28 protein-coding genes and 3 tRNA genes are annotated in these 26072 nt (G+C 41.3%); 16 read left to right on the top strand and 15 right to left on the bottom strand.

Features of this window, described 5'->3' with window-relative positions; translation table 11 throughout:
* Nucleotides 1-8: 8 nt before the first annotated feature.
* The 3 genes from FWE23_06850 to FWE23_06840 all read right to left on the bottom strand — a co-directional run bounded on the left by FWE23_06850 (nucleotide 9) and on the right by FWE23_06840 (nucleotide 259).
* Nucleotides 9-81 (bottom strand) — tRNA-Arg (locus tag FWE23_06850).
* A 9-nt stretch (nucleotides 82-90) separates the two neighbouring features.
* Nucleotides 91-173, bottom strand: a tRNA-Leu gene (locus FWE23_06845).
* A gap of 13 nt (nucleotides 174-186) precedes the next feature.
* Nucleotides 187-259 (bottom strand) — tRNA-Lys (locus FWE23_06840).
* 167 nt (nucleotides 260-426) lie between these two features.
* On the opposite strand from FWE23_06840, the gene FWE23_06835 reads away from it, so the two are divergent.
* Genes FWE23_06835 through FWE23_06820 form a run of 4 tightly spaced genes read left to right on the top strand, consistent with a single transcriptional unit; the run spans nucleotide 427 to nucleotide 6920 of the window.
* Nucleotides 427-915, top strand: a complete 489-nt coding sequence (locus FWE23_06835; GenBank protein ID MCL2845150.1) for a hypothetical protein — start codon at nucleotides 427-429, stop codon at nucleotides 913-915.
* A 31-nt stretch (nucleotides 916-946) separates the two neighbouring features.
* A complete protein-coding gene (locus FWE23_06830; GenBank protein ID MCL2845149.1) occupies nucleotides 947-2617 on the top strand; it encodes a L,D-transpeptidase family protein in 1671 nt (556 codons plus the stop codon).
* Between the two features lie 18 nt (nucleotides 2618-2635).
* Nucleotides 2636-4684 (top strand): hypothetical protein, encoded by a 2049-nt coding sequence (locus tag FWE23_06825; protein ID MCL2845148.1) that lies wholly within the window; start codon nucleotides 2636-2638, stop codon nucleotides 4682-4684.
* Nucleotides 4674-6920, top strand: a complete 2247-nt coding sequence (locus FWE23_06820) for a RelA/SpoT family protein (protein MCL2845147.1) — start codon at nucleotides 4674-4676, stop codon at nucleotides 6918-6920. The genes FWE23_06825 and FWE23_06820 overlap by 11 nt, the downstream gene beginning before the upstream one ends.
* A 7-nt stretch (nucleotides 6921-6927) precedes the next feature.
* On the opposite strand, the gene FWE23_06815 is transcribed toward FWE23_06820, so the two are convergent.
* Together FWE23_06815 and FWE23_06810 are read right to left on the bottom strand one after the other, a co-directional pair.
* Nucleotides 6928-7674, bottom strand: coding sequence for a geranylgeranylglyceryl/heptaprenylglyceryl phosphate synthase (locus FWE23_06815; protein MCL2845146.1), 747 nt, complete (start codon nucleotides 7672-7674; stop codon nucleotides 6928-6930).
* On the bottom strand, nucleotides 7671-7955 hold the full coding sequence (locus FWE23_06810; GenBank protein ID MCL2845145.1) for an integration host factor subunit beta: 285 nt from the start codon (nucleotides 7953-7955) through the stop codon (nucleotides 7671-7673). The genes FWE23_06815 and FWE23_06810 overlap by 4 nt, the downstream gene beginning before the upstream one ends.
* A gap of 88 nt (nucleotides 7956-8043) precedes the next feature.
* Here FWE23_06810 and aroE point away from each other — a divergent pair, with 88 nt between their 5' ends.
* From aroE to FWE23_06795, 3 genes are read left to right on the top strand one after another with little or no spacing between them, the layout of a single operon-like run.
* Nucleotides 8044-8940 (top strand): shikimate dehydrogenase, encoded by an 897-nt coding sequence (gene aroE, locus FWE23_06805; GenBank protein MCL2845144.1) that lies wholly within the window; start codon nucleotides 8044-8046, stop codon nucleotides 8938-8940.
* A complete protein-coding gene (locus tag FWE23_06800) occupies nucleotides 8941-9525 on the top strand; it encodes a hypothetical protein (GenBank protein MCL2845143.1) in 585 nt (194 codons plus the stop codon).
* Between the two features lie 7 nt (nucleotides 9526-9532).
* Complete coding sequence (locus tag FWE23_06795) at nucleotides 9533-10816, top strand: hypothetical protein (protein ID MCL2845142.1); 1284 nt, start codon at nucleotides 9533-9535, stop codon at nucleotides 10814-10816.
* On the opposite strand, the gene FWE23_06790 is transcribed toward FWE23_06795, so the two are convergent.
* Nucleotides 10813-11457, bottom strand: coding sequence for a hypothetical protein (locus FWE23_06790; GenBank protein ID MCL2845141.1), 645 nt, complete (start codon nucleotides 11455-11457; stop codon nucleotides 10813-10815). The two genes, FWE23_06795 and FWE23_06790, sit on opposite strands and share 4 nt — an antisense overlap.
* A gap of 237 nt (nucleotides 11458-11694) precedes the next feature.
* Between FWE23_06790 and FWE23_06785 the strand changes: the two genes are divergently transcribed.
* On the top strand, nucleotides 11695-12990 hold the full coding sequence (locus tag FWE23_06785; GenBank protein MCL2845140.1) for a glutamate-5-semialdehyde dehydrogenase: 1296 nt from the start codon (nucleotides 11695-11697) through the stop codon (nucleotides 12988-12990).
* Nucleotides 12991-13359: a 6-carboxytetrahydropterin synthase QueD gene (gene queD / locus FWE23_06780; GenBank protein MCL2845139.1), complete on the top strand. Its 369-nt coding sequence runs from the start codon at nucleotides 12991-12993 to the stop codon at nucleotides 13357-13359. It abuts the gene before it with no gap.
* 64 nt (nucleotides 13360-13423) lie between these two features.
* Here the strand turns inward: queD and FWE23_06775 are convergent, their stop codons facing one another.
* The 8 genes from FWE23_06775 to queA all read right to left on the bottom strand — a co-directional run bounded on the left by FWE23_06775 (nucleotide 13424) and on the right by queA (nucleotide 21977).
* Entirely contained in the window at nucleotides 13424-14830 is a 1407-nt protein-coding gene (locus FWE23_06775; protein MCL2845138.1) for a sugar porter family MFS transporter, read from the bottom strand.
* 12 nt (nucleotides 14831-14842) lie between these two features.
* Nucleotides 14843-15607 carry a thiazole synthase gene (locus FWE23_06770; GenBank protein MCL2845137.1) on the bottom strand — a complete coding sequence of 255 codons (765 nt, stop codon included), beginning with the start codon at nucleotides 15605-15607 and terminating at the stop codon, nucleotides 14843-14845.
* A complete protein-coding gene (thiS, locus tag FWE23_06765; protein MCL2845136.1) occupies nucleotides 15607-15804 on the bottom strand; it encodes a sulfur carrier protein ThiS in 198 nt (65 codons plus the stop codon). The genes FWE23_06770 and thiS overlap by 1 nt, the downstream gene beginning before the upstream one ends.
* 2 nt (nucleotides 15805-15806) lie before the next feature.
* The gene (locus FWE23_06760) at nucleotides 15807-16754 is read right to left on the bottom strand and encodes an aspartate carbamoyltransferase catalytic subunit (GenBank protein ID MCL2845135.1); all 948 of its coding nucleotides are present in this window, start codon (nucleotides 16752-16754) and stop codon (nucleotides 15807-15809) included.
* Between the two features lie 2 nt (nucleotides 16755-16756).
* Nucleotides 16757-18481, bottom strand: a complete 1725-nt coding sequence (locus tag FWE23_06755) for a phospho-sugar mutase (protein MCL2845134.1) — start codon at nucleotides 18479-18481, stop codon at nucleotides 16757-16759.
* A 43-nt stretch (nucleotides 18482-18524) separates the two neighbouring features.
* Nucleotides 18525-20000, bottom strand: a complete 1476-nt coding sequence (gene malQ / locus FWE23_06750) for a 4-alpha-glucanotransferase (GenBank protein MCL2845133.1) — start codon at nucleotides 19998-20000, stop codon at nucleotides 18525-18527.
* Nucleotides 20001-20114: 114 nt separating this feature from the next.
* On the bottom strand, nucleotides 20115-20942 hold the full coding sequence (locus tag FWE23_06745) for a geranylgeranylglycerol-phosphate geranylgeranyltransferase (protein ID MCL2845132.1): 828 nt from the start codon (nucleotides 20940-20942) through the stop codon (nucleotides 20115-20117).
* Nucleotides 20943-20948: 6 nt separating this feature from the next.
* Nucleotides 20949-21977 (bottom strand): tRNA preQ1(34) S-adenosylmethionine ribosyltransferase-isomerase QueA, encoded by a 1029-nt coding sequence (queA, locus tag FWE23_06740; GenBank protein ID MCL2845131.1) that lies wholly within the window; start codon nucleotides 21975-21977, stop codon nucleotides 20949-20951.
* 137 nt (nucleotides 21978-22114) lie between these two features.
* On the opposite strand from queA, the gene FWE23_06735 reads away from it, so the two are divergent.
* Nucleotides 22115-22396, top strand: coding sequence for a hypothetical protein (locus tag FWE23_06735; protein MCL2845130.1), 282 nt, complete (start codon nucleotides 22115-22117; stop codon nucleotides 22394-22396).
* 165 nt (nucleotides 22397-22561) lie between these two features.
* Here FWE23_06735 and FWE23_06730 read toward each other — a convergent pair whose 3' ends face one another.
* On the bottom strand, nucleotides 22562-22738 hold the full coding sequence (locus FWE23_06730; GenBank protein ID MCL2845129.1) for a hypothetical protein: 177 nt from the start codon (nucleotides 22736-22738) through the stop codon (nucleotides 22562-22564).
* A gap of 216 nt (nucleotides 22739-22954) precedes the next feature.
* Here FWE23_06730 and FWE23_06725 point away from each other — a divergent pair, with 216 nt between their 5' ends.
* From FWE23_06725 to FWE23_06700, 6 genes are all read left to right on the top strand, one after another.
* Nucleotides 22955-23101, top strand: coding sequence for a hypothetical protein (locus tag FWE23_06725; protein MCL2845128.1), 147 nt, complete (start codon nucleotides 22955-22957; stop codon nucleotides 23099-23101).
* Between the two features lie 209 nt (nucleotides 23102-23310).
* Nucleotides 23311-23523: a hypothetical protein gene (locus FWE23_06720; protein ID MCL2845127.1), complete on the top strand. Its 213-nt coding sequence runs from the start codon at nucleotides 23311-23313 to the stop codon at nucleotides 23521-23523.
* Nucleotides 23516-24529 (top strand): tyrosine-type recombinase/integrase, encoded by a 1014-nt coding sequence (locus FWE23_06715; GenBank protein ID MCL2845126.1) that lies wholly within the window; start codon nucleotides 23516-23518, stop codon nucleotides 24527-24529. The genes FWE23_06720 and FWE23_06715 overlap by 8 nt, the downstream gene beginning before the upstream one ends.
* A gap of 285 nt (nucleotides 24530-24814) precedes the next feature.
* The gene (locus FWE23_06710) at nucleotides 24815-25000 is read left to right on the top strand and encodes a hypothetical protein (GenBank protein MCL2845125.1); all 186 of its coding nucleotides are present in this window, start codon (nucleotides 24815-24817) and stop codon (nucleotides 24998-25000) included.
* A 286-nt stretch (nucleotides 25001-25286) separates the two neighbouring features.
* Nucleotides 25287-25526, top strand: a complete 240-nt coding sequence (locus FWE23_06705; GenBank protein MCL2845124.1) for a hypothetical protein — start codon at nucleotides 25287-25289, stop codon at nucleotides 25524-25526.
* A gap of 43 nt (nucleotides 25527-25569) precedes the next feature.
* Nucleotides 25570-25761 carry a hypothetical protein gene (locus FWE23_06700; GenBank protein ID MCL2845123.1) on the top strand — a complete coding sequence of 64 codons (192 nt, stop codon included), beginning with the start codon at nucleotides 25570-25572 and terminating at the stop codon, nucleotides 25759-25761.
* The last annotated feature ends 311 nt before the right edge of the window (nucleotides 25762-26072 follow it).

Here is a 26072-nt window from a genome sequence, read left to right as displayed (position 1 = left end):
AAAAAAAATACTCCCTACAGGGGTCGAACCTGTGTTTTCGGTTTAGGAAACCGGAGCTCTATCCTGTTGAGCTAAGGGAGCGAATTTGAATGCGGAAGAAGGGACTTGAACCCCCACGATTTTGCAACCATCGGTACCTGAAACCGACGTGTCTACCATTTCACCACTTCCGCAAAATGAGAGATATACACCCTCGGGGGATCGAACCCCGGACCCGATGATTAAGAGTCATCTGCTCTACCGACTGAGCTAAGAGTGCATAAAATCGAGAGGAAAATACGTTTGTGCAAGTATAAAAGTCAATAAATTTATTAAAAATTATAACAAAATTGCCGAATTTACACTTTTTTGAAGCAAAATCCGCTTTTTGCTTGGGAATATAGTTATTTTATATGTTAAGAAAGCAAGAAAAATTACGGGAAAACAATGGAATTGAAGAAAAACGAATTGCCAATGAATGAACTCTTGGGGAATGTCGTGTCGATAGTTTGTGTATTGTCGAGCAGTGATCCTTTGGACGTAGTCATCGAAGACGTTTCCGCGCTGAAAGCAATGTCGCCCTCTGCCGAAATAAGAATTATCAGCGAGACGACACTTGACGGCTTTCTTCTGGCGGAGGCAAAACCAACGGAAATTGTTAAAGTTCCGCCTCAAAGAGAACGAGCGGACTTTTCATTGTTTCTCCAAAAAATAAAAAAAATGAATGTTGATATTCTTTATTGCAGAAACGCCGAAAACAGTCCCGTAATACTAAGTTGCTTGTCGAAAATGAATACTTCGATTGCGGTGTTTTTCGGAAATCAGTCTCAACGAGCGGTAATGAAATGTAAGGTTTTACGTATAGAAGACGACGAGGCTACGCTTAAAAATGTGATGCCTTTTATTTCTGATATTATTAAATCTAAAAAAGTTTGAGATAAAACAAGTAAATTTTAAGGTGAAAAAAATGCGCGGTTTATTTGGTATTTTGAGGTTGTTGAAAAGAAAGATAGAGAATGTTTTTCTGACTGCCCTGCGAAAACAAAAAATCAGGCGTGCATACAGGGGAGGATTTTATATTCACCCGTTTTTTACGGTGCTTTTTGTAATGCTTGCCGCTTTAGTCGCTTCTGTTATATTTCTTCCGCCTAAAATTGCTGAATTTATTTATGTGAACAGAGCTAATTATGTTGTCAGCGACACTGCTTTTCCCGTGCTTGAAAACTTGGACGAAGCGGCGGTTTTCGGAGAAGGCTTTTTGGAGCCGTTTGCTGTTGTTTCCGGTATGGGAGCAATGAGATATATGATAGTGGTTGATAAATTTCATAGAATTTTGTATCTTTTGAGGCAAGGACCGAGAAGGTGGGGGGTTGTTCGGGTTTATCCTGTGGCTGTCGGAGAAAACGAAGGTGCAAAATTGCGCGAGGGCGACAGAAGAACGCCTCAGGGGCTATATTTTATGGTGCGCCACCGACATCAAACCGAAATGGTGCGAAGTTATGGCAGAGCTGTTGCGGCGCAGTTCGGACCTCACGCGTTTGTGCTGAATTACCCCAACAGACACGACAGAGCGGCGCGACGAACAGGTAGCGGAATTTGGATACACGGCACATTCGACAACACTATTCCGATAGTTTCGCGCGGTTGTGTTTCTATGCATAATACGTATGTGGAAGAACTTTTCGGTTTTATCGGCGATGGATTGCTTACGCCCGTTATTCTGATAGAAGAGCGATATTCGGACTTAAAAAACTTAATAGATTTGGACGAAATTTGGCAGGAAAGATTATTGGTTGCCGAAGAACTTGGCATTGACCCATTTACGAACGTGCCTGTCGGCAGAGAAAATGTGCCTCAGCTTCCTTTCCCCGGTGTTGAAGTTCAGCCGATAACATTAACGCCGCAAGCAAGTATTGCTCCGCCTGCAAACGAAATAACGCTTCCTGACGAAAGGCAAAGAAGATTGCCGCCCGTTGTAGATATGGAAGCGCAAAGAAATCAAAGAACGCCTCCCGTTCGTCCGACGCGAACAAGGCAAACAAACGAGCAGGTAAACGAACAAGCGCCACCGACCCAAACTCCGGCTCAAAACCAAATTACACAAGTTGCGGCGCAACAAAACGTCCAAACGCAAGCACAACCTGCGCAAATGACGCCGCCTTTAACAGTCCAACAAACTCCGCAGGCGCCTCAGCAACAAGCAGTGCAACAGCAGGCTTCCGCTCCAACGCAAACGGCACTTGCGCCGCCACAGCAAAACGTAGCAGTTCAACCGCCTCAGCCTATAGCGCCTGCGTCGGCTCAACGTAGCGAGAGAGGGATTATTCAATTTGTTAACGATTGGGCAAGAGCTTGGGAAAGCAGGGACTTAGAAAGATATTCACGTTTTTATGACGCGCAAAACTTTCCCGATTGGCGAGCGTTCAGGGCTAATAAACAAAATATTTTCGGCTCGGTTAACAGTATTTCCGTTATTCTTGATAACATTAATGTAGTTTCTATGAGTGAGAATGCGTCGTCTGTTAGGTTTAATCAATTGTATGAGACTGAAAGGTCGAGATTTTTCAGTCGTAAACAGTTGGATTTGGTGTGGCACGACGGCGGTTGGAGAATAGTAAACGAATTTGTAGTGAGATAATCGGAGAGTAGGTAAAATATGGCAATTTTTTCTAAGGCTGCGAAAGAAGAAAGTCCTGTCGAGGCGCTCGAGAAGGATTTACAATTATATAAACTGACCAAGGACAAGGTCGAACAATTAAATTCGCTTGTTGAGCATATCAGCAACAAAATAAGCGGTTTGCGTCGTCAGGAAGTCGTCGTGGAAAAAGCGACCGAAGAGGCAGGGCGACTTAATACGCTGACTTGGAAAATAGACAGCGACCTTAAACATTTGGAACAAAAATATTCGGAGTTGAGTAAAATAGAAAAAAATATTTCTCGCCTCGAGATTTTATTCAGTCAAAGCAAAACAGGGCTTGATGACGTTCGTAATTTTCTGTCGGAGTTAAATAATACGTCTCAAAGGCGCAACGAAATTCAGACTATATGCGACGATGTTAAGGGCTTGGCGGACGAATTAAGGACAAATTCGAGCGAAATAAAAAGTTCGCAACAAAATATCACCGAAGTTTACAATATGGGGCGAAATGCCAAATCGCTTGCCGACACCATTGACCAGCATCAAAAAAATATGGAAGCAACTCTGCTTAAAATTATAGATTACGAAAAAAGTATAGACAGGATAAAACAGAGAATTGTCGAGACGGACAACGATATAAAGGCGTTGGATTCCTTGTCGCAAAGAATGGAAACCTTTGAAACGCGGATTACTCGTTTTGAAGCGCGGCAGGACGTTTTGTCCAAAACCGAAAGCAGAATAGATGAAATAGAAGCAAAACTTGATAATTTAACAATTCTTGAGAAAAGCGTCGAAGAAAAACAGGAGCATATTTCCGCTTCGGAAAAAAGAATACGAGTAATGCTCGAAAAGGTCGATGAAATTCTTCTGAAAGAAAAAGAGTTGGAAGAGCGCGCAAACGCACTTATGAAACGCGAGCAGGATTTGTCGGCGATTTCAGCGCAATTTGACGAACTTTCCGTGCTTTCCAATACTGCTAAAATGCGCATAGAAGAGATTAACGAGCGAATTTTAATGGTTGAAGAAGTGAGTCAGAAACTTTCGGGACTTGATGATATGGTGGCGGATATTAACGCAAAAATAGAGGCGCAATCCGAAAGAAATACCATAGTAGAGAAAACAGAAGCGCGTCTTGACCAACTAAATTATTTGCTCGGCGACGTAAATATGAAGATGCAGGTTGTTGAAAAAGAAAAAGAACGATTGACGCTTGTGGAAGCCTCCTTTGACTCCCTTTCGGCTCAAGGCGCAGAGGCAAAGAAATTGCTTGAAAGACTTAACGTTGAAAAAGACGCTTTGGCAAATACTAAAAACGAATTTGAGCAGTTTGATACGACCGTAAAATTAAAAACAGAAAATTCGCAAAGAGTTTTGGATAAATTTAACGCAGCGGTTTCAGATTTTGAAGCAAAAATAGGTAGTAATGAAGAAAAATTCAAGAGCGTTCAGAAAGAATATAACGAGCATATAATAAAAATTGAGGTTGACAAAGAACTTGTGTCGGAGGCGGAAAAACGCGTCTCTGAAGTGAGAACTTTGCTTAACGGTCTGAAGCAAGAAATGGAGCAGATTTCGCTCAGAAGCGGCAGAATTGAAGCTGTGGACGCGCGTATTTCAAATGTGGACAACCTTGTGGCAAACATAGAATACCGTTTGGAAGCTGTTGATGCGGGACATAAAAAGATAGACAAAGCAAACGAAAAAATGGAAGCCCTGACAGCAATGGTTGCAAAAATAAACGATGATATTTCAATTCTTGAAGGACATCTTAAGGCAGTTAGCGAGGTCAAGGAAAAATCCGATATGGCGCTGAAAATTCTTAATACAATAGAAAACAGAATTGACGTATTGAGACAAAAAGAAGGACAGGTAGCCGCTCTCGAAGAAGAAATAGACAAACTTTCGCTTTTATCCGATGACGTAAATGCAAGAATTTCCATACTCAAAAACGACGAAAAAGAAATTATGTCGGCAGTTGAAAAAGCAAGCGAGCTGAGATTTTTACTTGGCGAAGTAGAAGGCAAACTTTCTGAGTTAAGAAAGGAAAAAAAGAACCTTGTTGGATGAAAAAGACAAACCGGAATATAAAGATAACGATGATTTTTTGATGCGGGATATTTCAGGATTTATTCCGTACGATAATATTAACGATTCTATCAGTACATTTATGAGTAAGATAGAAGGATTAGCTATTGATTTACGTCATCCGTTAGACTTAAAGCAAATCGCAAAAGCGTATCGCTTTGCGTTTATAGCGCACAAAGTCCAAAAAAGAAAATCCGGAGAGCCATATATAATTCATCCGATTGCAGTGGCGGTAATGCTTACTAAACTCAGACAAGATACAATGACGATTTGCGCCGCTCTGCTTCACGATGTGGTAGAGGATACCATATACAACCGCGACAACATAGAAGAAGTCTTAGGCAAAGAAGTCGCCGACATTGTTGACGGTGTTACCAAGGTTACGACAATGGAAGAAAAAAGTGAGGCGCAAAAGGAAAACAGCGTTGCCGAAACATACAGAAAAACACTTTTGGCGACATCGCGAAACCCCAGAACGATTATGGTAAAACTTGTGGATCGTCTTCATAATTTATCGACGCTTGGTGCGCTTAGTCCTGAAAAACGCAAGAAAATTGCCGAAGAAACCTTAACTATTTATGCTCCGCTTGCCGCTGAAATGGGTGTTTATACCCTGAAAAGCAAACTTGAAGACATATCTATGGAATATGCTTATCCTAAGGAGTATGAGCAAATTCGCGAAAAATTAAATTTACAAGATGAAGTAAACAAAAGTGTTATAAAGAATTTTTTAGATAAAATCCACGAAACTTTGAATGCTAATTATGTACACGGGTACAAGGCTACGGGACGTGTTAAAAGCGTACATTCAATTTTTCGCAAACATATTGACCGCGAAGTTCCATACGACGAAATTTACGATGTTTTAGGTTGCCGAATAGTCTGCAAAGACGATATTGATTGTTATAGGGTTTTGGGACTTTTGCACAGTGTTTGGCGTCCAATCGGCGATAAAATCAAGGATTACATAGCTATTCCCAAGGATAACGGATATAAATCGCTCCATACGACGCTTGTTGACGATGAAACAGGGCATCAGGTAGAAATTCAAATAAGAACTTGGTTAATGGATCTTGAATCGGAATACGGCTTTGCGGCTCACAGCGGCTACAAAAGCACCGATAAAAAATTAAAATGGCTTGACGAATTTCCGATTTGGGAGAAAGAATTTACTGACTCGTCGGAGTTTTTGAGCGTGTTGAAAAGCGGGATGGGAGAGAACGAAATAACGGTTTATTCTCAAAAAGGCGGAAAAGTCGTAAAACTTCCCGAAGGTTCTACTGTTCTTGATTTCGCTTATTATATTGATAAACAAAAGGGGAACAAGTGCAGTGGCGCTGTAATAAACGGAAAAATTATGCCGATAAGCCGAAGATTATACAACAATGAAACTGTAAATATTCTGACAAGCACAGACTCAAAACCCAGTATTGAATGGCTTTCTATAGTAAAAACCCCAATGGCGAAAATATCTATAAAAAAATATCTTCAACGGATAGAAGTTGACGATAAAACGGATAGGGCTTTTAATTTGTTGATAGGCGCTTACGACCATTTGAACAAGCCTATGAGTTTTGAAAAATATCGCGAAGAAATTCTGAAATATTTTGGTTTTTATGAAGAAAAAGTACTTTATGAAAAAATATATTCGGGTGAAATAACGGTTGACAATATTTTGGATTTCACAAAAAGCATAACAGCGCAAGAGAGCCTTGAAAAATTTGCTCATTGGATTAAAGGCGGCAAAGGAATAAACAAAACGGTTATCGAATCGTTTAAAAACACAAATACTATTCGTCCCGGCGTTTGCTGTAATCCGTTGCCCGGCGATAAAATAATAGGTTTTAACACAAACGGCGATCGCGGAATAAGCATTCACAGAGAAAACTGTGAAGCCGCATTTATTTTTGCAGACGACAACAGCAGGGCGATTTACTGTACTTGGGCGCAGAGCGGTGATTTCGGTATATTTTCGCAGGAATTAAAAATTTTAGGTCTTGACCAAGGTAATGTTTGTATGGATGTTGCGAAGGTTATAGAAGCTAAAAATATAAAATTAGAAAGCTGTGATTATCGCAAAGGCACAGGCGTAGCAAAGCTTTTAATCTTAGTAAAAATAAAATCGCTGACAGAACTAAACGAGCTGATTAAAGACATCAAAAAAATTAAGGGAGTTTCGTCGGTGCAAAGAAATTTGCCGCCTAAAAGAATTTATTGATTTTTTTCTAAAATTCTCTTATTGTTTCCGCAATTTTTTTCATTTCATCTAAACCGCCACACGATGAAAGCAGGTTTCCTGTTATAATAATATCAGCACCTGCCGCAAGTTTTTGTTTCGCTGTTTCAGCATCTCTTATTCCGCCGCCTACAATTACGGGGATTTTCACACATCTTTTTACAGCGGTTATCATTTCTTCGGAGACACTGAATTTTGCGCCGCTTCCTGCTTCTAAATAAATCATACTCATTCCCAAAAACTGTGCCGCAAGGGCGTGCGCCGCGGCAATTTCGGGCTTTTCTCGGGGAAGAGGTCTCGTATTGCTCATAAATTCTACCGACGTTGTAGTTCCGCTTTCAACAAGCATATATCCCATAGAAATCGGCTCGACTTTGGTTTTGGCTATTTTTACCGCGCCTTTTATTTGCTGTCCTATCAAAAAATCAGGGTTTCTGCCCGAAATAAGCGACATAAAAAGAATTGCGTCTGCATTTTCGGCAATTTGCGAAGCATCGCCGGGGAAAAGAATTATCGGAATAGTTGATTTTTGCTTAATTTCAGCAATAAACTCAGCAAGTAAGCCGTCGCCGTGAATAAACGAACCGCCTATCAAAACCGCGGTTGCTCCTGCTTCTTCAGCGGTTTTTACAATATCTGCCGCTTCTGCGCTCAAAAAATCGTCAGGGTCAAGCAAAATCCAGTATTGCTTTTGTTTTTTGTCGCACTTTTCTTTTATTTGCTTGTAAATACTCATTTATCGACCATTTCTTTTAAATGTTTGCTTGGCTTCATAACAATATCTTTTTTGGCGGGAACGCTTACCTGTTCGCCTGTTGTTATGTTTCGTGCAATTCTCGGACGGCGATTTTTTACGCTGAACGTTGCAAAACCGCGCAATTCTATTGTGTTGCCGTTTTCCAATTCAAGGGATATTGCATTGACAAGTTCATCGACAATGATTTTTGTATCGACGGCGGCAAGCCCTGTTTGCGCCGAAATTTTGGAAACCAAATCACTCTTTTTAACCGAAGACATAAAAAATCTCCTTTCTTTGGGCGGCAAAAAATATTTTCTACCTGTTTAATTTTTAATTAAAATAGTTTTTGGCAATAGGGGAGTGCAAATGAATATAACAGGAAATACAAAAATTGCGGGAATTGTGGGAAATCCGATAGCCCACTCATTGTCGCCTAAAATTCACAACTTTCTTTTTACTCGCTATAAAATAGATGCAATATATCAACCGTTTTTAGTTGAGAGCGAAGCAGATTTGGAGAGTTTTGTAAAGAAATTCAGGGATGAAAAATACCTTGGTTGTAATATTACAATTCCTCATAAATCGGCAATCCTTCCTTTAGCTGACGAAGTTATTCTCGACTCGCATATTATAGGCGCGGCGAATACCTTATATTGGGAAAACGGAGAAGTTTGCGCAACAACAACAGATTTTTTTGGCTTTAGTATGGCATTGATAAAAGATAAATTCTTCATAGATAAAGGGAAAAACGTTGTTATTTTAGGAAACGGCGGAACTGCGCGGACAATAGCAATGTCTTTGGCGACAAATCCTCCGTTGCCGTTCTCTTCTCAGCCCAAATCACTGACTTTAGTCGGCAGAAACCCGCAAAAATTAAAAGAACTTGCGGATGAGGTAAATCATAAAACAAATTACTCCGTTTTTTATTCTACATTTGAAAATGCAAATGGGGTGATTGGTGAAGCTGACATCATAATAAACTGCACTTCGGTAGGACTGCATCCGAATATTGATGAGTCGCCGATTGATATTTGCGCGCTTAACTCCAAAACATATATTTACGACGCAATTTACAACCCGCTTGAAACAAAATTATTGCGTGAGGCTCGATTAAACGGAAATCGTACGCAAAACGGGCTTCGTATGCTTATTTGGCAGGCAATCGCATCATTTAAATGCTGGACAAAAATTAAAATAGAAGAAGCCGAATGCGACGAACTTGCGGCTGAATTGGAAGATTTACTTTTAAGAGGATTAGAATAAATGAAAAAACTTTTTTTAATATTGCTTTTATCAACTGCAGTCTTTGCATCGGATTTTGCAGTTGAAGCACTTAGCGCCGAGGCTATAGAAGACGATTTCGATATTGATAATGTTGAAGAAGCAATGCTTAATAATGACGAAGAAGACGATATTTCCGCTATAGAAGAACTCTTCTCGGCAGAATATGTGGTTGTTGCAGAAGAAACAATTGCCGTTAAAGAAACACAAATAACAGAAGAACCGGCAGAAGAAGTTATCGTTCAATTTACAGAAAATATTTTTGTTGATGAGCTTAGTTTTGAGACGGTAATAACAGAGCAGATGCTTAAAGACGGACTTCCGCGAATTATGTTTACTCTTGACGAAAACGCCCTTATTACTTGTCAATTTATAAACACAAACGAAGAAAAAACAATTCAAATTCTGTGCCTTGAAGGTAATCAGGTTTTTGAAGTTCAGACAAAATCAGAGCAGAAATTTATCAGCATTCGCGGTGATAAATTAAAAAAGGGCATTTACATTTTCAGAGTTTTATCGTCCGAAACCAAGACGCCGCTTTTCAGCAAGGCTTTTGTAATCGGTTAGATTTCTTATGACGAAAAACGGCGCATCAATCGGCGTTTGGCGAGCAAAAAGCGATATTATCTCTTTTTTGAATTCCTGTGGAGTTATATACGAAAAAATAGAGAACGAGAGCCTGTTGTGTGATTTTTCGCACGTGTTTTTGTTTGAAAAAGTATCGTCGAATTTCTTCAAAAAAGAGCAAACAATTCTTGACTTTACACAAAAAAAACGCAAAAAATTTGTTTTAAGTTTTATGCTTTCCGATGAACAAGTCGATGTTTTTTCATTTGTTGAAAACTTGTCGCTAATAACCTCAATTCCAATGAATTTAACTCGGCAATTTCCTGTGATACGCAAAGGTTATTTTGTAGGGCAAAAGAAACTTCCAGCCGAAGAAATTCCGCTCAGAGACCTTGGCGGCTTACAGCGACTCTTTATATTGTTGCTCAAAAGATTATTTCATTCTCAGGGTTTACCGCTTACACTGAAATCGTTTTCTCCCGACCCTGAAAAAATACCGCTTTTATTTAGAGTAGATACCGATTTTTGCGACCGCGATACAATCGAAAATTATTATGCCGATATTAAATGTAAAGAAACGCTTAAAACTTCGTGGTTTGTACATTGCAACGGCTTAATTGACAGCGGTATATTTAAGGCAGGGGAGAGCGACGAATTTGCTTTGCACTGTTTCTCGCATAAAGTTAAACCTACAAACGAAAATCTCGAAAAAGGTATAGAATTTCTTGTTAAAAACGGCAAAACTCCGTTTGGGTACAGTGCGCCTTACGGAGTGCGACGCGTAGGAGCCGACGTTTTTTTAAGGCAGAGGCATAATTTTGAGTATTCATCGGACTTCTCGTTTGCGGCTGACGCATTACCTTTTTGGGTTGAAGAGACTAAACTTTGGCAAATACCGATTTTCCCGCTTTGCGTGGGAAGTTTTAGGAGTGTTTGTACGGACGAAAGAAAAATAACGGCGGTTTTTGAACGCTATTTTGCACGTCAATTTCGCTACAAAATTCCGTTTGTTATTTATGACCATCCCGACCACAAGGAGTTTTCTCTTCTCAACAAAATTTTTGAAGCGGCAAATAAATATCCGATACTTCCAATGACTTTTTTGGAGTATGCCCGATTTTTGCAAGAGCGTAAAAACGCAAGTGTAAATTCGGATTTTCCGACAATTACCTTTTATCCAGAAAAAACAGGAGAGGAAATAACTCCTCTCCCCAAAATAAGCAGGTTTTCACCTCGGCTTATTAAAAATACAATAATTAACCGCCTTTACAGACGAACACACAAAGGCTAAGCTGTGGCGTTCGCCGCTTCCAACGCTGATTGTGTTTTGGCTATGTACTCGGCGACTTTGTTTTCTTTGCCTTCAAATTTTTTCAACAATTTCTTTGTTTTGTCTTCGTCAAGTTCGATTTTTGCCGCTTTGGTTATTTTTTTGTCGATTGCAAGCGACTTTAATGCGGCGGCGTTAAGCACAAACGCGTCTTCCTCTGATACTAAAACAATTTCGTTTTCGCCGTTTTCCATAACGTTTGCCTTTAGCGCGTAGCAAAGTTTTTCGGAAAAGCAACTGTTATCTTCAAGATGTCTCAAATGCAAATTGCGCACGTCGGCAACGCTTCCGATTTTGTAGTATCCGACGACCAAAAATTTGTCTTTTAATTTTGCGTTAGTCCCTTGGTATTTCGTCATAAGAAATACGTAGCCGAATTTTTGTTTTACGAATTTTGCTCTGTGCGGACTTGCCGAACAACTGTGAAGCCCGTAAGTTCCTGTTTCATAATTTGGATCGACGTCCGCCTGTTTTCCGTTTTTGATGGCAGTTGCCCGTATTGGCAAAGCAGATTTGTTATCTGCATCATAATGCACCAAAACACCTGTTTCTTTGTGCCTGTATCCTTGCCAAGCGGCGTTTTTAATCGTGATAGCGCCCATAAATTAGTCCTTTCCTGAAAATAAAAAAGAATAAGCCCGTCAAATTCGGACTTATACGTAGATTTTAAATTTTTCAAACACTTTAGTTTTTAAGAAAAATGTTTTCTTACAAGAGTAAAATATATTATTCCAACATAAAAAGTCAAGGGTAAATTTGTAGATTTTTGGTTTTGACAGTGCCGTGCGGGCGCGCCCAAATAGTATTTTAATCGCAAAATTGTAAAAAAAGGAGAGAAAATGTCTATTATTGAGAGCGCCAAAAATGCGAAACGAGCCGGAATAATTTTGTCGGCAATAGAAAGTGAAGTAAAAAATAACGCATTAAAAAAAATTGTCGATAGTCTAAAAAACCATAAAGAAGAAATTTTTAAGGCGAATGAGCTTGATATTCAAAATGCCCAAAAAGATAATTTGTCCGACCCGATTATTAAGCGCCTGAAATTCGATGAAAACAAACTTAACGATGTGATTTCAGGAATAGAGCAACTTATAAAACTTCAAGACCCTGTTGGCAAAACGCTTCTTTCAACGGAACTTGCAGATGGCTTGGATTTGTATCGCGTAAGTTGTCCGATAGGTGTAATCGGCGTAATTTTTGAAAGTCGCCCCGATGCTTTGGTGCAAATCGCAACGCTTTGCTTAAAAAGCGGAAATGCGGTAATACTCAAAGGCGGAAGTGAAGCGAAGAGCACGAATAAAATTCTTTTTAATATAATTTATAACGCAAGTTTGCAAGCAGAAACGCCGGAAGGTTGGGCGGTTTTGGCGGAAACTCGCGATGATGTTTCTGAAATGTTGAAACTATCCGATTATATTGATTTGCTGATACCTCGCGGTTCAAATGAGTTTGTAAAGTACATTATGGACAATACCAATATTCCTGTGACAGGACATAGCGACGGAATTTGCCATTTGTATATTGACGAAAGCGCCGAAATCGAAAAGGCGATAAAAATTACCGTCGATTCGAAAACACAATATGTATCTGTTTGTAATGCGCTCGAAACTCTGCTTGTGCATCAAAATATAGCCGAAAAGTTTTTTCCGCTCGTATGCGAAAAATTAAAAGAAAAAGGCGTAGAAATACGCGGCGACGAAAAAGCGCGAGCAATAATTTCCGATATAAAACTTGCCACCGACGAAGATTGGGCAACAGAATATTTGGATTATATTTTATCAATAAAGGTAGTTAAAAACTTAGACGAGGCGATTGAGCACATAAACAAATACGGAAGCGGACACACCGATGTTATTGTCAGCGAAAACAACGAAAATGTGAAAACGTTTATGAGTTTGGTGGATAGCGCCTGCGTTTTTCATAATTGCTCTTCGCGTTTCTCCGACGGTTATCGCTTCGGCTTTGGAGCGGAAGTGGGAGTAAGCACAGGGAAAATCCACTCACGCGGTCCTGTCGGGCTCGATGGATTACTGATTTACAAATACAAATTATTCGGAAACGGCGACATTGTAGCCGATTTTTCGGAAAACAGAAGAAAATTCACACACAAAAAACTAGAAAAAGGAGATAAGTAAATGTTTGAAGTTTCAACCGAGATAAATTTTGCCGCCGCTCACCATTTGCGCGAATATTGCGGTTCTTGTGAAAATCTTCACGGACATAATTGGCAGGTGAAAGCTGTAGTTCGCGCCGAAAAACTTAACAAAATCGGCTTGGCAATCGACTTTAAAATACTGAAGAAACATCTTAAAGCGGTTGTAGAAAAGCTCGACCATACGGATTTGAATTTGATTTTTATCGATATAAATCCGTCCTCTGAAAACATTGCAAAGTATATTTACGATGAACTTGCAAAGTCCTTAAAAAACGAGAGCGAAAGCGTTTGTGTTTACAGAATAGATGTTTGGGAAACAACGGGAAACTGCGCTTCGTATTTTGAATAGTAAAGATTTTGTATATAATTATACAAAAAAAAGCCCCTTCAATTATGACGGGGCTTTTTTTTTATTACATATCTTCAAGTTCTATACCTGCGGTTTCCTTTACTTTATTAAGAACAAAAAAGAAGCTGAATGCCGCAACAAAGGCGTAAATTCCGTAAACTCCGCCAAGCCCGAGGTTTTGCGCGAGCGGTGGAAATGTTGTCGAAACAAGAAAATTTGAAAGCCATTGAGCAAGTCCTGCCGCCGCCAAAGCAACGCCTCGAATTTTGTTGTTAAACATTTCGCCAAGCATTACCCAAAGGACTGGTCCCCAAGTTATTGCGAAAAATACTATGAAAAGATTAGCCAAAATCACCGCCGCGTAAGCCAAAGGTCCGCTTAAAACGGGATTTAGATTGTTGTCAATCGGCGCTTGAGCAAAAATTATCGCCATAGCAAGAAGCGAGGCGAACATTCCTGCACTTCCTGTGAGAAGCAAAGGTTTTCTGCCTACTTTATCTATAAGAAAAACGGCGACAATGGTTGCCAATACATTGATTGTACTTGTAAAAAGCGTGAGAGCGGTAGAGTGTTCTTGTCCAAATCCTATTGACTGCCAGAGCGTGTTTCCGTAGTAAAATATAACGTTAATTCCTACCAGCTGTTGCAAGGCGGCAATCGCAACACCTGCTAAAATAACAGGATAAAATCGCGTTTTACCTCTGTCATTTTTTCCTATAAGGTCTGCTAAATGAGACCTGCTTTCTACAACAATAGATTTTTTTATTTCATCGAGTTTTGTGTGAATTTTTTCTTCACGCACCGTTCGCGCAAGTACGTCAAAAGCTTCTTTAACTTTGTTTTTCGCCATCAAAAAGTGTGGGCTTTCGGGCAAAGTAAAAAGAAGCACACCATAGACAACAGCGGGAATAGCCTTTATCCAAAACAGCCAGTTCCAAGCGTCAAAGTCAAGCCAAAGCGTTTGTGGAATGCTTATTATTTTTCCTATAAAGAAATTATCGATTATGCTTGCCGCTAAAATTCCCGAAACTATGGCGAGTTGCTGGAAAGTTCCCAAACGTCCTCTGTATTGGCTTGGCGCGGTTTCGGCGATGTATCGGGGGATAACGATGTTTGCGCCTCCGATGGCAAATCCCGCTACAAAACGCCACCAGATAAAATCATAAAATCCGCTTGCCGCTCCTGCTCCGAGCGACCCGCAAAAAAACAGAAAAGCCGCCCATTTCATACATTTTACGCGCCCGATAAAATCTGACATCCGTCCGCCCAAAAAAGCGCCGATTGCCGCGCCTATAAGAACTACGGACACAGAAAATCCCGTTTGCCACGCTCCCGCCGCGAATTTATTCTGTATGGCGCCGACCGCTCCGTTTATTACAGATATGTCGAACCCGAATAAAAAACCGCCGATAGCCGCAATTGCCGCTATGCGAACGGAATAAAAAAGAGACGCTTTTTTTCTGAATGCCATTTTTATTTCTCCCTAATCTAAAAAGCCCGTCAGGGGAGAGGAAGCCGTTGCGCTTGTTTCACCTGCAAAACCTGCCAAAAATCCTTGCCGCCCTGCTTCGACCGCGTTTTTGAACGCTTGCGCCATCAGCACGGGATTGTCGCTTGCAGCAATCGCCGTGTTCAAAAGCACTGCCGCCGCGCCCATTTCCATTGCTTCGCAAGCCTGCGATGGTTTTCCGATACCTGCGTCAACAATTATCGGCGCGGATATTTCTTCTATCATTATGCGAATGGTGTCGCGTGTTTGCAATCCTTTGTTTGAGCCGATAGGCGCGCCCAAAGGCATTACCGCCGCCGCGCCCGCCGCCGCCATTCGCCGACCCATAGCCAAATCGGGTTGCATATAGGCGAAAACCGCGAAACCTTCAGCCGCCAAAATTTCGGTTGCTTTTAATGTGTCCAAATTATCGGGAAGCAAGTACTTTGTATCCTTAATTACCTCAATTTTAATCCAGTTGCCATATCCCATTTCGCGTGAAAGACGAGCTATTTTTACTGCTTCTTCGGCAGTTCGCGCGCCCGAAGTATTAGGCATAAGTTGTTTGTTCTCAGGAATATACGATATTATCGAATGGTCTTTTTTGCTGAAATCCACGCGCCTTAACGCGACCGTGATTATGTCGCAATTTGCCGCTTCCAAAATATCTTTTATCATTTTTTCGTCGCGGTATTTTCCCGAGCCCGTCAAAAGTCGAGATGAGAATTTTTTGCCCGCAAGTTCCAATATATCTTCCATTATCCGCCTCCGACAAAACTTAAAATTTCTATATTATCGCCGTCGTTTATCACTTTTTCGTCAAAATTCACTCTTTTTAGTATTTCACCGTTGTATTCTATTACGACCGTATCAAATAATATGTCTCTTTCTCTAAGCAAATCACCGACGGTTTTAGATGTAATATCTGTTTCTGTTGCGTTAATTTTACATTTCATTTTTATTTACCCTCTTTATTACCTAAAAGCGAAAGCACAGCCATTCTTGTAGCTACTCCGCAGGTTACTTGATCCAGTATCACGCTTCTGCCGCAGTCCGCTACTTCCGAAGCGATTTCTACGCTTCTGTTTATTGGACCGGGGTGCATAATTATTGCGTTTTCTTTCATTTTTTTCATTTTTTCCACGTCAAGTCCAAACAGCTGTCGATACTCGCGAACAGACGGAAAAAGTCCGGTGTCTTGCCGCTCAAGTTGCAGGCGCAAGAGCATTACCGCGTCGGCGTTTTCTATTGCTTCGTTTACGTCGGTGGTTGTCTTAACTCCAAGCAATTCAGGATGTTGCGGCAGAAAAGTTGAAGGTCCGCACAAAATTACGTTCATTCCCAAAGTCTTCATTCCCCAAACATTGCTTCGGGCAACGCGGCTGTGAAGAATATCGCCGATTATCGCGACATTTACGCCTTCCAATCGCCCGAGTTTTTGACGGATTGTCATTATGTCCAAAAGCGCTTGGGTCGGGTGTTCGTTAAATCCGTCGCCCGCGTTTATTATGGTCGCCTTTGAAAATTTTGTCAAAAATTCGGGAACGCCGCTCGCAGAATGCCGCACAACTATCATATCGATGTTCATCGCTTCTATGTTTTGCACGGTGTCTTTGAGCGTTTCGCCCTTGCTTACCGAACTTCCCGAAACCGAGAAATTAAGCGGATTTGCCGAAAGCCTTTTTTGCGCGAGTTCAAAAGAAATGCGCGTGCGCGTAGAATTTTCATAAAATAAGTTCACGACGGTTTTTCCTTTAAGCGAATCGGTAATTTTGTTTTCGCTGTTCAGAATTTCGTAATAATTATCCGCCGTATCCAATATTTTAATAATATCCTCTTTGCAAACGCCTTTTAAACCAAGCAAATGTTGGATTTTCAGCACATTTTTCTCCGCGTTAATATCCATTTTTACGACACCAAATCCCTGATTGCTTTGTCGAAACTCGCGGCTTTCGCCTTTGCTTTTGCTTCGTTTTCAGCAAAAGTAGAAGCGTAAAACTTGATTTTCGGCTCGGTTCCCGACGGTCTTGCCGTAATTATCGTTTCGTCCGCAAGAATAAACTGCAAAACGTTGGATTTCGGCAGGTCTATTTTTGCTTTTACCGCGCCGTCGGGCGATTTTACTTCCGACGACTGATAATCTTTTACTTCGGCGACTTTAATTCCGTTGATTTCGGCAGGGATTTTTTCACGCAAGCCTTTCATAATTCCCGCCATTTTTGCAATTCCGGCTTGTCCTTCAAAGTCAAGATTTATGAGCGTTTCTTGGAAATATCCGAATTGCGCCCACAATTTATTGAGCTGTTGCAAAAGAGAACGTCCCTCGCTTCTGTGGAAAAGAGTCATTTCGGCAGTCATTACCGCCGCGCTTACCGCGTCTTTGTCGCGAACGTGCGTTCCTATTAAATAGCCGTAGCTTTCTTCGCCGCCGAACAAGTATTCGTAGCCGTCGTTGCCTGTTTCAAATTCGCGGATTTTTTCGCCGATATACTTAAAGCCCGTAAGGACGTCAAAGCAAGCCGCTCCGTAATGTTCGGCGATTTTTCTTTGAAAGTTCGTTGTCACAATTGTTTTTATAAACGCAGGCTTTTTAGGCAGTGTTCCGAGCGCTTTTTTCGATGAGAAAATGTAATCCGAGAGAAGCGCGCCCAACTGATTTCCCGTAATAAGCACGAATTCGCCGTTTTCGTCGGGAACTGCAATTCCCAAGCGGTCTGCGTCGGGGTCGGTTGCAAGAATTAGGTCTGCGCCCACTTTTTTGCCCAAATCAAGCGATAATTGCAATGCTTCTTTTTCTTCGGGATTGGGTTTTTTTACGGTTGAGAAATTGCCGTCGGGCGCTTTTTGCTGTTCTACCCAAATTACGTCAATTCCCATTTCTTTTAACGCGCGCTCAACAGGCATTGCTCCCGCTCCGTGAAGAGGAGTGAAAACAACTTTTACGTCTTTTCCTTTTTCTCTTATGAGTTGCGGGCGAATGCAGAGGTTTTTCACCATATCAATGTATTTTTTATCGATTTCTTCGTCGATTTTTACGATTGAACCGTTTTTGAAAGCTTCGTTTTCGTCGATTGCTTTAATTTCTTCCACCGAATTTGCCAAGGCGACAATCGCGTCGTCGTGCGGAGGCGTTACTTGGCAACCGTCGCTCCAATACACTTTGTAGCCGTTGTATTTGGGCGGATTGTGCGAAGCCGTTACTACAATTCCCGTGGTTGTTTTAAGCTCGCGCACGGCAAAAGAAAGTTCGGGCGTTGGGCGAAGCGACGAGAATAAGTACGTTTTAATTCCGTTGCCTGCAAGCACTTTTGCGGCTTCGAGCGCGAACAAATCCGAGTAATTTCTGCTGTCGTAAGCGATAACCGCCGATGGATTTTCGATTTTCTGATTTACTATGTAAGTCGCCAAGCCTTGCGTTGCTTTTTGAATGGTATAAGAATTTAGACGATTATATCCGCCGCCGATTACGCCGCGAAGACCGCCTGTTCCAAATTCCAAGTCCTTAAAAAATCTGTCTGAAAGTTCTTCCAAGTTCTTTTCTGCAATCAATTTTTCCACTTCACCGCGAAATGTCGGGTGCTTTTCCTTTTGCACGTAGGCTTGTGCTTTTGCCAAAATTTCTACATCACTCATAAAAAACTCCTCTTCTTAAAAGTTTGTTTTGCGGCAGTGTAAATTAAGCCCTGCCGTAAATTTGTATCATTTTTTTCAAATCATCCATTGTTTTCTTGTTTACATCGCTCCATTTAAAGCGCCACGCCCAGTTTTTGTCGTTCACTGTTCCGGGAACGTTAAATCTTGCCTCGCTTCCAAGCCCCAACAAATCGGGTAATTGCAAAACCGCGTAAACCGAACGCGCCGCCAATACTTCTCTTATTATTTTGCCCGATACCTCGTCGTCGTTTTTTGCTTGGATATAATTTTTTACGCGCTCTTTTGTTTGCTCGTCGAGGTTGGAATACCACCCCAAAACCGTATCGTTGTCGTGCGTTCCCGAATACATAACGCTTTGGCGGTTGCAGTTGTAAGGCAAGTAATAATTGTCGGGATTGCCGTCGAATGCGAATTGGAAAATCTTCATTCCGCAGAGATTTTGGCTGTCGCGAAGTTTGTTTACCTCGTCGGTTATTATGCCCAAATCCTCGGCGATAAGTTCAATTCCGTCTATGTTTTTGTAGATATTCGCAAAAAAGTCGTCGCCCGGTCCTTTTTCCCAAACGCCAACCTTTGCCGTTGTCGCCTTGCCGTCTATCGCCCAGAACGACTCGAACGCGCGGAAGTGGTCAATTCGCACCATATCGTTATAGAAAAACGAGCGCTTCATTCTTTTTACCCACCAATCGTAGCCTGTCGCCTTGATTTTTTTCCAACGATAAAGCGGCGTTCCCCAAAGTTGTCCGTCTTCGCTGAAATAATCGGGAGGCACTCCTCCCACTCTTGCCATTTCGCCTTTTGTGTTTAGTTCAAAAATGTCTTGGTTTGCCCAAACGTCGCTGCTTTCGTATGATACGTAATAGGGGATGTCGCCAAAAATGCGCACGCCTTTATCTGCGGCGTATTTTTTCATATCAAACCACTGCGATTGGAAAATAAACTGTATAAAACGGTAGTAATTCAGCTCTTTTTCGTTCTCTTTTGCATATTTTTCGAGGGTCGCTTTGTCGTATTTCGCGTAATTTTTATCCCAATTACACCAGCGAGGCGTGCCGAATTTTTTGGAAAGCGACAAAAATAACACATACGGCTCAAGCCAAGAATTTTCGTCTCTGCAAAAATTAATGTATTCCTGATTTGGCGTAAATTTTTCAAACGCCTTTCTGAAAATCTTGTCTTTGTCTTTAAACACTTTGTCGAATTCCACTGAATTTTCAGAGTATTTTGTGGTTTTAGGAACATCGCTTTCCTGCAGATATCCCCAATTTTTCAGTGTTTCAACGGATATTAAAATTTGATTTCCCGCGAAAGCGCTTGGCGAACTGTAAGGCGAATTCCCGAAAGCAATAGGTCCCGTCGGACAAATTTGCCAAATTTTAACGCTGTTTTGCGAAAGTAAGTCGATAAATTTCTTCGCCTCCGCACCCATATCGCCTACTCCGAATTTGCCGGGAAGCGCTGTAATATGTAAAAAAATTCCCGCTGAACGACTAGTCATAAATTTCCTGTTTTTTTGGGTTAAATGCAACTCATTCGGCAATAAAATACTATATTTTCAAATAGAAAAGCTACATTAAGACAAAAAACATAAATTTTCAGAGATTTTGACTATTCATAGCTTAAAAAAATAATCCGCGACAACGGCAAAAAGCCCGACGAGCATCTGAACTTTAAGCACGTCCGCCGCCTTTTTGTATTCCGTTTTCCCGAAATATTTAAGATACAAAAAATGCAACGGCGCAACAAAAGAAGCAGTTATTAAGATATAAGTCGCTCCCAAAAATCCAAACAAAAACGGGAGCGGAGCAATCGTAGCAAACGCTATAAATTGCAGGAAGATAACTACCTTCACATAACTTAAAGGAATACTTGAAGTAGTGCGTAATCCCGCCGCCTTGTCGCCCTCTTCGTCAGCTAAGTCTTTTACAATCTCACGAGCGAAATTCGCCAAAAACGCAAGGATTGCAGGATAGAGTATTTTCTCAAGATTTTCGCCCAACCCGCCAAAAATAAGCGTGTATGCCGTAAGAGCCGCAACAAGCAAATTCCCCGCAAAAGGCGTTGCTTTCAGAAAGAGCGAGTATAAGGTAAGAAGCAAAAGCGGAATAATCGTAGCAATTCCTATTATCGGAGACGATAAAAAGCCCGCAACTATCGAAAAAATAACGCAGATAACCGCGAAGATTACAGCAGTTCTTAAACTTATCTTATTTGACGGAAGCAAACGGTCGGGGTGAGATATTTTGTCGGTTTTTACGTCCTTAATATCGTTGATGATATTGCCGTATCCAAGCGCGAAAAATCCTGCCAAGACCCTGAAAATCAAATCGCTTATCGCTAAATTGCTATTGCAGTAAAGCCAACCGATTGCTATTCCGACTGCCGCCATAAGCGCGTTTTTTAAGCGGATTATCCGAAAGAAGTAAAGCAGGTTTTTCATTTGCCGTTATTCCATAAACATTGCGTCGCCGTAGCTGAAAAATCTGTATCGCTCATCAACCGCGGTTTTGTACGCGGCGAGGATTTTTTCTCTCTCGTAAAACGCCGAAATCAAAAACATAAGCGTGGACTCGGGCAGGTGAAAATTGGTAATCAATGCCGAAACCGCCTTAAATTTGTATGGCGGAATAATCATAATATTGGTTGAATTATTGCCGCTTTTTATTTTTCCGTCCACACACGCGCTTTCCAAAGTCCTAACAACAGTTGTGCCGACGGCGACAATTCGCTTTTTCGCTTCAAGCGCCTCGTTAAGCGCGGCGGCGGTATCTTTTGAGACGTAATATTCTTCGGAGTGCATATTGTGTTCGAGCGGATTGTCGGTTTTTACAGGCTTAAAAGTCCCTATTCCGACCTTTAGCGTGATAAAAAGCAGTTTTATGCCTTTTGCTTTAAGTTTTTCGAGCAATTCCTCCGTAAAATGAAGCCCTGCCGTGGGCGCGGCTACCGATCCCGCCTCTTTGGCGTAAACCGTTTGATAGTCGTCGTTGTCTTGTTCGTCGGCGCGGCGGTTCATATAGTGGGGGAGAGGAATTTCGCCGTAATCGTCGAGGATTTCGTAAATGTTTTGCGAGAATTTCACGGTTTTAATGCCGTCGTCTTCCGCTTCGTCAATAACTTCAAATTCAATCGTTTCGTTTTTTTCGAGCGACAGTTTTGTGCCGATTTTTAAGCGTTTTGCAGGTTTTGCAATAACTTCGGCGGTAAAATCGTTCAAAATATTCAGAAAAAGAAACTCAATTCTTGCCTTAGTGTCCGTTTTTTGTGCAAAAAGGCGGCATTGCAAAACTTTGGTGTCGTTAAAAACCAAGACATCGCCTTTGTCTAAAATATCGACAATTTCATAAAATTTATTGTGCGAAATCTCGCCCGTTTCTTTTTTTATGTGCATAAGTCGCGCTTCGTCCCGTTTTTCGAGCGGGCGGTCGGCAATTAGTTCCTGCGGTAGGTCGTAAAAAAAATCGCTTGTTTTCATTTTTATCCTTGTTTTGTTTTAAATATTCAACGGAAAATACTAACTGTTTTTAACACTTTTCCGATAAAACCCTCTAAACAAGAGGATTTTACAAAAAAGAACAAAATTAACATTTTTAATAAAACAAGGAGGATTTAATGGAAAAACAACAAAAGAAGCCGCAAAGCGCGATAGTAGCCCGCGTCAGCGAGCCGATAGGCATTGCGCAAGTTGTGGTAATTATTAACGCACAATACCAACAAAAGAGCGAAGCGCAAGCGAGCCTACAACGGCGAAGCCGCGCTCACAAGAAAAAACTTTTTAATTTAAGTAGCGTATCCTGCGTAGCGGAACGAAGAGAAGCGTCTCGCATAGATAGCGGTTTTTCTTGTGAGCGCGGCGGAGCGGCTGTTGGAGGGAGGGGTAATGAGAGAGGTTAAATTTCGCGGGAAAGACGAAAGTGGCAGTATGCATATTGGGTATTTACATAAGATTTGGGACAATTTCGGCATCTACAACGGCGAATATTCGCCGTTGTAGATTAAAATTCTGCCCGAAACCATTGGGCAATACACGGACTTAAAAGACAAGAACGGCGTTGAGATTTACGAGTGAAGATACTCTTCGTTTGTATAGGTGGGCGGTTTGCTATTCTCACACAGAAGCATACGAAGCAATCTGTCGATATTTCGGCGAAGAGAAAAAATAAACTTTATGAAAGGTGGTTTTATGGTTTTCGGGATTTTAGAATGCGCAAAATGCGGAAGTGATGTATTAGTCAATCGCGAATTCCACAATAAGCAAGTTCGGTCTGGTAGCTTGTTTGTTTGTGGGGCTTGTAAGTTATTCTTTGTTCAAAAACAAAACAAAGGAGTAAATGAATGACCGCAATAACTTTACTATTCGATTTGCTTTCGTTTATCGTCGGTTCAGGAATTCTTGCCGCAATAGTTTTTGTATTAGTTAAAACATCTCACAAGTTTCAGTAGGAGGGTTAAATGAACGAAATAAAACTGAGCGGCACAGTTTGCCGCAACTCAATCAAAGTATCGCAGTCGCGCACAGGAACAAAGTTTGTGTCGTTTAATATATACTACACAGCCGACACATCTACGGCACAACGGCAAAATGCTTTCTGCGTATAAATAAATATTTTATACGCAATGAGTTTTACCCATTAGACGACATCGAGGTTGTCGGAAAACTCATAATAGAGCCAAACCGCGACCCGTATATTTACGCAACAAAAGTCAGCGTAATAAAGAGCAACGCCGATAAGTGCCAAACACTTTACAATCAATTGGAAACAGACAACGTTAAAGATTTTCTCTTGAACGCCTGCAAAGTGCTTAGTGTGCCAAAAGAAGAAGCGCAAAAACTTGAAAGCACATTAGAAAAACTGCCTAATATATTTGGCGAGCTAACACAATTGAAAAGCAATAAAACGCCACAGCACATAATCGACAAACAAACGAAACACAATCAACGTCGCCACGCAGAATACTTAGAATATCAACGTAAATACAGAGAGCGCAAACGCGCAGAAAGGAAAGCACAATATGCTTGAAACAATAATCGACCGCTACTTAGCAGACTGCCTAAAGCAAGGCAAAGACAGAAAATACTATTTTCGCTCATTCTTACTATACTTCGCAGACAAGCCAACCACTTGGCAAAACTTCTGCGCTTGGTATATGGACGGAATAAACAACAACCTCGAAAAGAAATACGCCGCCGAAACACTTTACACAAAGTGGTGCTTAATAAAAGCGGCATATACTCACTCCGTAAATATCGGGCTTATCGAAGAGAAAGACAACCCATTCTACAAACGCGTCTTGCCTCCGTCAATGAAACAAGCAATGAAACGCAAACGCATAGACGAACACAAGCCCGTCATAGCAAATCACGCCGTAATCGAGAACTTCCTCGTTTTCTTCCTCAAAAGAAAAAGTGAAGAAACAAACGTGCGCCTGATAGCACTGCTTGCATATTACACAGGAATGCGCGTTAATGAAATATGCACTCTTAAATGGACAGACATAAAAACAAACTGGCTACACCTGCAAAACACAAAAGAGCGCAACCCACGCAAAGTATCACTTGACGATAACGCACTTTCCGTAATTGCAGAGGCAAGAAATATAAGCGCAAAATACGAACACGTATTCCCATCATCCGAAAACCCCGCCAACAGTGTGTCTCCCAAAGTAATCGCCGTTCTTATAGCCCGTCATTGGCGCGCCTATCGTAAAGCCAACAAGGACGCCGACTTTAATTTCTCATTTAAGTCGCTTCGCACAGCCTACATTCAAGCGGCGCAATTTAACGGACACACTATTGAGGGAATTAAAAAACAAGTTGGACACCGTTCCGTATATATAACCGACTACTCATATAACGGCTCGGCTTGCACTCGCAGTATAAACGACTTCTCTACAAATCCAAAGAACGAAGTCATTCACGAACTATCAAAAATGCTGCGCACAGAGATAATTCAAGAAGAAGTAATCGGTCTTGACCTGCCGCGTTTCCTCGCCGCAATAAAAGAACATATTCGTGTCTCAACGTAGCGAGGGCGGGAACAGACTGGCAGTCGAGGCGAGCGCGTATGCGCGGAATACGTAAAAAGTAGCAGAGGCGATAGTATCGTATGTATGCGTATTCTAATCGATAGTGTGCGAGTGGTGATGATGAGAATTAGGTATTGGTGTTATATATAATAGTTCCCTACATAATGGGACGGCGGGCGCGGCTACAAAACGCAGTTCTTTGACAAGATTAAGATAAAAGCGATAGAAGACTTGCGCGATTAGTGGTAAAGAAAGTATTTTACGGTAGAGGGAAAGGAAAGGTCTATGAAAGGTTTATTAGAGCATTTGGCGTCAGCGTGCAATGTTATGTTAGGTGGTGCATTTATTGGTGGTGTGGTATTTAACACTTTGGGAGCTGGTCAAGATTTTCGGAATGCCTGTATCGGATTTGCTCTTATGCTTATCTTTTTACTTTTAGGTTGTTTCTTAAAACTGAAAGGGGGTAAATAATGGAAACGATGTTGATTATGGGTGGTGGAACGGCGGCGGCTGTTTTGCTTGTAGGTATCGGCGCAATGATAGCGGACGACCGAATAAAGAAACGAGAAGAAGCGGCAAAGTTAGCCGCTTAACAACAAAACAGGCAGGGGCATTCGCTCCTGCTTCTTTCAAACAAACAGAAAACAAACAGAAAACAAACAGAAAACAAACAGAAAACAAACAGAAAACAAACGCCTGAAAGTAAGGCGTTTGCTTTTAACACATCGTGTCGTTTGGCACGAGAAAGGTGGTATTTATGGGAAGAGTTAATAAAAGAAAAAACGTTAAATGGCGCGAATATATAGAACTTTTGCAAGAAGACTATACGCCTTATTATAAATGGTTTTGGGAAGGAAACGCTTCTATCTATTGGGCAGGCATTTATGGACACAGCGATTACAACAAAAGTTATGTGTGTCCCAATACTAATTATTATTGGAACCGTTGCAAAAAATTAATGGACAAATACAAAAAAGCGCGAGGGACTTGCGTTTGAAAGTGGATAAAAAGTATTTTAACATAGAAGAGGAGATATTTCTATGAAGTTGGACAAAGCGAAAACAAAGGAAGCGGCAGGCGGTTATTTTTTAAGTATCAGCGTTGCCGCTTTTGCGGGGGGTGTTATCGGTGGCACATTCGGAACTGATTTTGATACGTTGCAAATATTTACAGGTGTTATTTTTGCGGGTGTGCTTTTTATTATCGGGATACTTCTGAAAGGGGGTAAGTAATGGAAACGATGTTAATTATGGGCGGCGGAATGTCGCTTTTGGGTGTAGCAGTCTTGGTTTTTGTAAACAAAATGAAAGACAGCGACTAATAAAACATTCAAACAGGCAGGGGCATTCGCTCCTGCTTCTTTCAAACAAACAACGAATAACAATTTGACAAACGCCTGAAAGTAAGGCGTTTGCTTTAACACATCGTGCATAATTTGCACGAAGAAAGGAGATTTGTTATATGCAACGAGTAATCAACTGGAACAATTACGCCAACTTCAACGCAACAGAATTTAACTGCCGATGTGGCTGTGGAGCAGGCG

This window comes from Chitinivibrionia bacterium, from assembly GCA_009779925.1.
In the GTDB taxonomy this organism is placed as follows: Bacteria; Fibrobacterota; Chitinivibrionia; order Chitinivibrionales; family Chitinivibrionaceae; genus WRFX01.
This window is presented reverse-complemented; position numbering and strand designations above follow the sequence as displayed.